This is a genomic window from Sphingobacterium alimentarium (assembly GCF_004342685.1).
GTDB lineage: Bacteria > Bacteroidota > Bacteroidia > Sphingobacteriales > Sphingobacteriaceae > Sphingobacterium > Sphingobacterium alimentarium.
In genome coordinates this window covers 1-7,862 of record NZ_SMBZ01000074.1, presented here as the reverse complement: position 1 = coordinate 7,862, position 7,862 = coordinate 1, and the positions used below count along the sequence as shown (strand labels likewise).

Genomic DNA, 7,862 nt, shown 5'->3' with positions numbered 1-7,862 from the left:
GGTGGACACCCTTGTCCTAAGCTAACACTTCCCACTGTAAAGGCGTGTTCGGGACTTACACCCTAGAGTTATTGCACATGCTGGGCACACAAAAAGCAAAAGCCTAGAAGAAAACATCTAGGCTTTTGCGTATAATTAAAACCAGCAGATTAAAACATCGGTACTTCCATAATCAACACAGAAGCATCCTGCTGTGCAGACAATGTGATATCTTTAACATCGGTGATACCTATAGCATCTCTTCTGTTTAATTTTTCTCCCGCTACTTCCAATTCACCTTCCAACAGAAATATATAGACACCCGTGCCCTCTCCTTTCAGAGAATAGGTTACCGATTTTCCTTCGTCCAGATCCGACAAATGAAACCAAGCATCTTGGTGAATCCAAGTACCCTCGTCATCAGGATTTGGTGAAATAACTTGTTGCAATCTATTTTTCCTATCCGCAGGATCTACTCTAATTTGATCATAGCGCGGAGTTACATTTTCTGTTTTTGGAAAAAGCCAGATTTGTAAAAATTTCACCGGGTCGGTATCACTGCCATTGAATTCGCTATGCGTAACTCCTATACCAGCACTCATCACTTGGATTTCATTAGCCTCGATCGTACCATTATTGCCCATACTATCTCCATGAGCAAGTTTTCCCTCCAAAGGAATGGATATGATTTCCATATTTGCATGCGGATGGCGACCAAAGCCATTACCACCTTCTACATAATCATCATTCAATACACGCAAAGCACCAAAATGCATACGCGAAGGATCATGGTATCCTGCGAAACTAAAAGTATGATAACTTTTTAACCAACCATGATTGGCATATCCTCTACTATCTGCTTTATGAATTATTGTTTTCATTTCTTCCTCCATGTTTGTTTATACCACAAAGTTAATGCCTGCAAGTAGCACATTTCTTAACCTATATTAAGAATTTACTTGACCCGTTCGGCTCTCAACTTACTTAAAAATTCGGGAGTGATACCGATATAAGAAGCTATGGATTTTTGTGGAATCGCATGGATTAAGGTAGGATACATATCACAAAAATTCTCATAGCGCAGTTTGGCTGGAAGACTCAAATAATTGATCGTGCGCTGATTACTTGCGGCAAGTGCATTTTCGGTAAGGATTCGAAAATAACGCTCTAACTTAGGAATACGATCAAAAATAGATATCTGGCAAGAACGGCTCATCACCAGCACTTTGGTATCCAATAGCGCATCAATATTCAGTTCGCTAGGATTATTTTTGACTAAAGAATGCATGTCCGATATCCACCAATTCTCCGGAGCGAACTGCAAGATATGCTCAAAACCATCACGATCTATTGTGTACGAGCGTAAACAACCTTCTACGACAAAAGCAGAATTAGATGCCACTTCGCCTGCTTGATGCAAGAATTTTTTGCGTGGAATTTCTTTCTCTTTGACTAGTTCACGAATGATTTCACCTTCGTCTTCGGTAATCGGAACAATACTGTCTATATGCTGTAATAATTTTTCGACCATAAAAAAGTTGTCTAAAATGTTTAAAAAAACGCATAGCGTCATCGTAAGTTTGTAAATAATTAGTTGGAAATGATCTATCAGAATTTAATTTTGTTTGGTTAACAGATCCAGCAGCAGAGAGAGGGATTAAGACTTTTACTTGTCATTGGTCCAAGAGACCCTTCGAAATGTTAGTCCCCCTCTCTCATTCTTATTGCGAACTTGAACAGTTCATTAGGCCTGTAGAGCCTGTTTTTACGATTGATAAGTCACGATAAGAACTGCTGTGATCCACTATTCAATACAAATATGGTAACAGGTATCGATTGTTCAAAGGATTATTTTGACATTGTAGTATTAAAAGAAGGCAAAATAGCTTTCAAAAGCAGGTTTACAAACGACATAAAAGGCTTTATGGATATGCTTCCGCATATTTTGGATACCTATGTCGCGATGGAAGCCACAGGACCTTATTATTTCCAGCTGGCAAGATTTGTACATGATTCGGGAATACGCGTTTCGGTCGTAAACCCCTTGGTGATACGCCGGTTTGCACAGATGCGAATGTCCCGGGCAAAGACAGATCAGAAAGATGCTATGGTTATAGCAGAGTTTGCAAAAATGACTGGACCAAAGTTATGGGAACCGCCCACTGTGGCAATCCAGGCTATCGGCAACCTAGAGAGCTACCTTGAAGGATTAAAACAACGAAGGCAGATGTTATCCAACCAGCTGCATGCATTTGAGGCAGCAGGCACAATAGAAGAGCTATTATACAATGAAATAAAGGAGGAAGTGGAAAGCCATGATAAAAGGATTAAGGATAAAGAGCGCCAGATTGCAGAATTGATACAGCAAAACTATGCAGAAATGGGCGCTAACCTTAGGAGCATACCAGGCATAGGACCAAGGAGTACCTCCATGCTCATTATCGCCACGGATGGCTTTGGGATGTTCGAGAACTATAAGCAGGTGACATCTTATTTCGGACTGGCACCAAGGATATATGAATCAGGCACAAGTGTGAAAGGAAAAGGCCATATCTGCAAAATGGGAATGGGGCAAATGAGAAAAGTGTTGTATATGGCTGCTACTTCTGCAATACGTTGCAATAAGGATTGTAAAGAATTATACGATAGACTGAGGACTAAAGGGAAACCTTATAGGGTGGCTCTGATAGCAGCTGTAAACAAGCTGATCAAGCAAGCCTTCGCTATAGCAAAATCAGGCAAGCCGTACACGGTACAGCTTGTCTGAACAAAATATTATTTGGAAAAATTTTAAATTTTATTTGGAGTTAAACACAGTTCATTTCGACTGTAGGGAGAAATCGAATAGTGCAAATACAAAACATTCTCAATCTCGAACATTTTGATGCTACTTTGAATTTCGCCTCATTCCTCGTTGAAATGACGAATATACTTACATTTTAGACAACCTCTATTAAAACATTATTTAATCTCTGTATAGCCAACACCCATATTCTGGAACATAAATGCCCATCTATCCGCATTTTCAGCTATCTGCATCGCGGTAGATTTACCTGCACCGTGACCGGCTTTCGTATCGATACGGATCAATACCGGATTGCTTCCCTTGTGATATTCTTGCAATCGTGCAGCAAATTTGAAGGAGTGTGCAGGTACTACACGGTCATCATGATCCGCAGTAGTAACCATCGTCGCCGGATAGTTGATTTCTGGTTTCAAAGCGTGATATGGAGAATATTTGTACAAATATTCAAACATCTCTTTGCTGTCATCCGCGGTACCGTAGTCAAATGCCCATCCTGCACCAGCCGTGAATTTGTGGTAGCGCAACATATCCAAAACCCCTACTGCTGGATAGGCTACTTTAAATAATTCTGGACGCTGAGTCATGACCGCGCCGACCAAAAGACCACCATTCGAACCGCCAGCAATAGCTAATTTTTCAGATGAAGTATACTTCTCGTTGATAAGATATTCTGCCGCTGCAATAAAGTCATCAAATACATTTTGTTTTTTCAGCTTGGTTCCTGATAGATGCCAATTTTCTCCATACTCACCGCCACCGCGCAAATTAGCCACAGCATATACTCCCCCTTGTTCCAACAATATAACATGTGCCAAGCTAAATGCTGGCGTCAAACTAATATTGAAACCGCCATACGCATACAGCATTGTCGGATTAGTACCATCTAGTTTTACACCTTTTTTATGTGTAATAATCATAGGGACCTTTGTTCCATCTTTGGAAGTATAGAAAATTTGCTTGGACTCATATTGTTCTGGATTAAATTGAGCGCCAGATTTTTTATAGACCTCAGATTTTCCCGATGTGATATCATATTTATAAATCGTGCTGGGATGAATGTATGAAGTAAAGGAGTAGTAAAGCGATTTATCATCTTTCTTAGCACCAAAACCAGAAGCTGTACCCACCCCTGGCAATTCTATTTCACGCTCCAATTTACCATTACGATCAAATTGCTTAACCAATGAAGTCGCATCTTTGAGATATGAAGCAAAAATTTTACCTCCACCAGTGGAAGGACTCAATACATTATCTGTTTCAGGAATTAAATCTGCCCAATTCTCGGTAGTAGGATTTTTATAATCTACCGTAACTATTCGGCCATTTGGCGCATTGAGTTCGGTATAGATAAATAATTTATCACCATCATTATCCAAGATATAATGATTCTTATCCATATTAGGTACTACAGCTACAAATTTGGAAGTTGGATTGCTTGTATCTTTAATCCACAACTCATTACCTGAAGTCGTGTTTGCCGCGGACACGATCAAAAACCTTTCGTCTTCTGTCAGGCCTGCTCCGATATAGCGACGTTTCAATTGCTCCCCACCAAATATCAACTGATCGTCTTTTTGGGGTGTGTTTAATTTATGAAAATACAATTTGTGGACATCAGTCATCGCGGACAACGTAGAACCAGCTTTGGGCTTTTCGTATGAACTATAGTAAAAACCTTCATTACCCTGCCATGCCAGGCCCGAGAATTTGACATCAATCAATGTATCGCCTATTGTGGACTTGTCCGCTGCATTCAACACCACGACTTTGCGCCAATCCGAACCACCTTCAGAAAGTTGGTAAGCGACCAAAGAGCCGTCTTTGCTGAACGAAATGCCCGCCAAGGATGTGGTTCCGTCGGTGGAGAATTTATTTGGATCGAGGAAAATTTCCTCCTTCCCATTCTCACCTTTTTTGCGATACAATACGGCTTGATTTTGCAACCCATCATTTTTATACCAATAGATATAATCTCCTTCTTCAAATGGTGCGGAGAATTTCTCAAAATTCCACAGCTTCTCTAACCTATCCTTGATCGCATTGCGAAATGGAATCTGCTTGAGATAGTCTTGCGTCACGTCATTTTGTGCCGTCACCCAAGCTTTGGTTTTGTCCGACAAATCATCTTCCAACCAACGGTAGGGATCTGCTACTTCTACACCAAAATAAGTGTCCTTGTGATCTAGTTTTTCGGTTTGTGGATACGGGTGGAGGGTAATTTCTTTCACTGCTTCTATTTTATTCTGTGATTGACAGCCGACTACAGCTATCGTCATCAATAGTAATGTTAAATTTTTATTCATAATTTATCATTTATAATAACAAATCTACTAAATATAACGAGTTTCCAATAAGCTGTTTGTTTACAATAGCTATTTTGGTAATTTTACGCCGTATGCAAACAAGAAACAAGATATACTTCGCTTCGGACTTCCACTTAGGAGCTTTTCCGTTGGAGAAATCCGCAGAACGCGAAAAAATCATCGTACAATGGCTAGATCATGTAAAAAAAGACGCCGCCGAAATTTATCTTGTAGGTGATATTTTTGATTTTTGGTTTGAATACGCAACCGTAGTGCCGAAAGGTTATATCCGCTTTTTGGGCAAATTAGCAGAATTAGCGGATCTGGGAATCCAATTAACTTTTTTCAAAGGCAATCACGACATGTGGATGTTCGGTTATTTGAAAAAAGAATTGAACGCACGGATTATTGACAACGAACTTATCCTTAACCTTTACGGAAAAACTTTTTATTTACATCACGGCGATGGACTCGGTCCAGGTGATGCGAAATATAAATTCCTAAAGAAAATTTTCCGAAGTTCATTCTGCCAGTGGTTGTTTGCTCGATTACATCCCAATCTAGGTATTGGCATAGCTACCCGATGGTCAAAGCACAGCCGTATCTCTAACAATTCTCCCGAAACATTCTTAGGTGAAGATAAAGAATGGCTTATAGTGTATAGCAAGACGCTATTGCAACAACAGTACTACGATTATATCATATACGGACATCGTCATGTACCCTATGATATCACTTTGCAGGGAGGTACCCAGATCGTCAATCTTGGTGAATGGATTAACCATCGAACCTACGCCGTTTGGGATGGAGAAAAATTAAGTCTAGAAAAATGGAATTAAGAGACGGGCTCCATTCTATTTTCCCGTTGGCTGATGATCAAATAGAACAGATCACAGCCCTAGCCGAGCGTATTCAGCTTGCCAAATCGGAAATTCTTATTCAGCAACAGCAGGTCAATCGATACATCTACTTTCTGGAAGAGGGGATTTGCAGAATTTACTACCCCAAAGAATATAAAGAGGTCGTATTGGACTTTTGCTTTCCCGGAGATATTATTTTACCTCTCAATAGTTATGTGCATGCGCTACCCACCTATGAAATAGTAGATGCTTTAGAAAATTGTTGGGTATATCGCATCCCAATCGAAAAACTTCAACTATTGTATACTTCCTCCTTACCTATTGCCAATTGGGGACGCAAACTCGCGGAGATGGAAACACTCAAAATCGAGGAAAGACTTATGCAAAGTCTTTTCAAATCAGCGGCTGAGCGTTACGAAGATCTTCTACTAAAAGCACCCAAACTTCTGCATCGAATAAAACTTGGCTATATCGCATCCTATCTGGGAGTTACCCAAGTTACACTTTCTCGAATTAGGGCAAATATCCAGTAATATCTTGTTACAATTCACTGTATATTAGGTTAATAATATTTTGCATAGAAACATTTTATAAACCTGCATAACAATTTGTAAAACGCCCACTACAACCCTTGATGTGCTTCCTCTTCACATAGTATTAGCGCTAGGTTTTGATATAACTTTGTGGTGTTACATCACATCCATGAAAAAGTATATTTCACCATTAGTGCTTGCACATCCTATATTTATAGAAGAAACTTTTGCTGTTGGTTCAGCTATCACTGGTCCTCAATCATCCGATTCTGTTACTACAGAATGGGAAGTTGGTCAAGACGTTAATCATAATTTTACCTGGGAATAATTCACATTTACCACTATGAAATCATTTAATACTATCATTTTTTCTAAAGCACTAAACCTTTGTATGGTATGCTTGGGATTAATGCTTTTCGTGTGAAAAAGAAACATTCGACGATACTATCCAAGGCCCAGCGACACTAAATGTGCAACTCGTATGCATAGGTAGTGAGACGGAAGATGTAGCATCCAATACAATCGCAAGCGCGCAGCCGGCGGCAAAGATGCCAAACGTCATTGAAGTACCAATCAATCCCAACCTATCAGCCTACATTACTTTGGAAGAAGATAAGGAAGGTCCGGTTAAAACAAAGTTGAATTCTTCAAATAAATTGGCTGCAAAAGAAACTTTGCCAATTACGCCTGGTGTCAAATATGGCATTTTAGTATATGAAGGAGATAATTTAATTCCTAATGGACATAAGATATATACAGCAGGTCAAGAATCTAGCACAGCAGGTTTTGCACTAGATGGAGGCAAGACATATACTTTTATAGGATATTCCCGAAACACGAGTGAAATCCCTACTATGGTAGGTCAGAACAAATTAAGTACTGCTACTATAAATAATGAAAGTGGTCAACTTCTCTATTTCAGACATATGCAAAAAGTTACTGCAGGAAACAACAACCTTAAAGTGACCTTAAGACATAAGTTTACATTGGTAACTACTAAAATAAAAGTAGGCACCACCTATCAAGGTTTAATCCAACAGGTGTCGGAGGGCTCATTTACACAGACAAGACAAAATGCGTCAATAAAACTATTGAATCCTATGGTGCAGCCCCTAAAACCTTGGTTGCCGATGCAGGATATGGTTCCCAAGAAAACTTAGAGCTCTTAGAAAGTCTGGGTACACAAGCCTATGTGAAGTATGGCATGTTCGATAAACAACAACAGGAGTCGTATAACCATAAAAAGCCATTTAGCTCTGACAGATTATTTTACAACAAAGAACTGGAGGTGCTGATCTGTCCAATGGGTCAGCAAATGAAATCAATTGGAAAAGTTCATAAAAAAACAAAATCAGGCTTTATTCAGACCTACACCAAATAC

At 39.6% G+C, this 7,862-nt stretch carries 8 protein-coding genes and 1 pseudogene; 6 read left to right on the top strand and 3 right to left on the bottom strand.

The genetic code is table 11. The features are described from left to right. Positions 1–149 precede the first annotated feature (149 nt). Both EDC17_RS16185 and EDC17_RS16180 read right to left on the bottom strand, forming a co-directional pair. Positions 150–860, bottom strand: coding sequence for a pirin family protein (locus EDC17_RS16185; protein ID WP_132779224.1), 711 nt, complete (start codon positions 858–860; stop codon positions 150–152). Between the two features lie 74 nt (positions 861–934). Then, on the bottom strand, positions 935–1,510 hold the full coding sequence (locus tag EDC17_RS16180; RefSeq protein WP_165894453.1) for a Crp/Fnr family transcriptional regulator: 576 nt from the start codon (positions 1,508–1,510) through the stop codon (positions 935–937). 288 nt (positions 1,511–1,798) lie between these two features. Between EDC17_RS16180 and EDC17_RS16175 the strand changes: the two genes are divergently transcribed. Continuing rightward, a complete protein-coding gene (locus EDC17_RS16175; protein WP_132779220.1) occupies positions 1,799–2,746 on the top strand; it encodes an IS110 family RNA-guided transposase in 948 nt (315 codons plus the stop codon). 194 nt (positions 2,747–2,940) lie between these two features. On the opposite strand, the gene EDC17_RS16170 is transcribed toward EDC17_RS16175, so the two are convergent. Then, positions 2,941–5,088, bottom strand: coding sequence for a prolyl oligopeptidase family serine peptidase (locus EDC17_RS16170; RefSeq protein WP_132779218.1), 2,148 nt, complete (start codon positions 5,086–5,088; stop codon positions 2,941–2,943). Between the two features lie 92 nt (positions 5,089–5,180). Between EDC17_RS16170 and EDC17_RS16165 the strand changes: the two genes are divergently transcribed. From EDC17_RS16165 to EDC17_RS16150, 5 genes and pseudogenes are all read left to right on the top strand, one after another. Beyond that, on the top strand, positions 5,181–5,927 hold the full coding sequence (locus EDC17_RS16165) for a UDP-2,3-diacylglucosamine diphosphatase (RefSeq protein WP_132779216.1): 747 nt from the start codon (positions 5,181–5,183) through the stop codon (positions 5,925–5,927). Further along, entirely contained in the window at positions 5,918–6,481 is a 564-nt protein-coding gene (locus EDC17_RS16160) for a Crp/Fnr family transcriptional regulator (protein ID WP_132779214.1), read from the top strand. Before EDC17_RS16165 ends, EDC17_RS16160 begins: the two co-directional genes overlap by 10 nt. A gap of 169 nt (positions 6,482–6,650) precedes the next feature. Then, positions 6,651–6,809 carry a hypothetical protein gene (locus EDC17_RS16935; RefSeq protein WP_165894452.1) on the top strand — a complete coding sequence of 53 codons (159 nt, stop codon included), beginning with the start codon at positions 6,651–6,653 and terminating at the stop codon, positions 6,807–6,809. A 142-nt stretch (positions 6,810–6,951) separates the two neighbouring features. After that, the gene (locus EDC17_RS16155; protein WP_132779212.1) at positions 6,952–7,641 is read left to right on the top strand and encodes a hypothetical protein; all 690 of its coding nucleotides are present in this window, start codon (positions 6,952–6,954) and stop codon (positions 7,639–7,641) included. Then, positions 7,602–7,862: pseudogene (locus EDC17_RS16150) on the top strand (IS5/IS1182 family transposase); the annotation flags it as partial. The gene EDC17_RS16155 and the pseudogene EDC17_RS16150, both read left to right, overlap by 40 nt.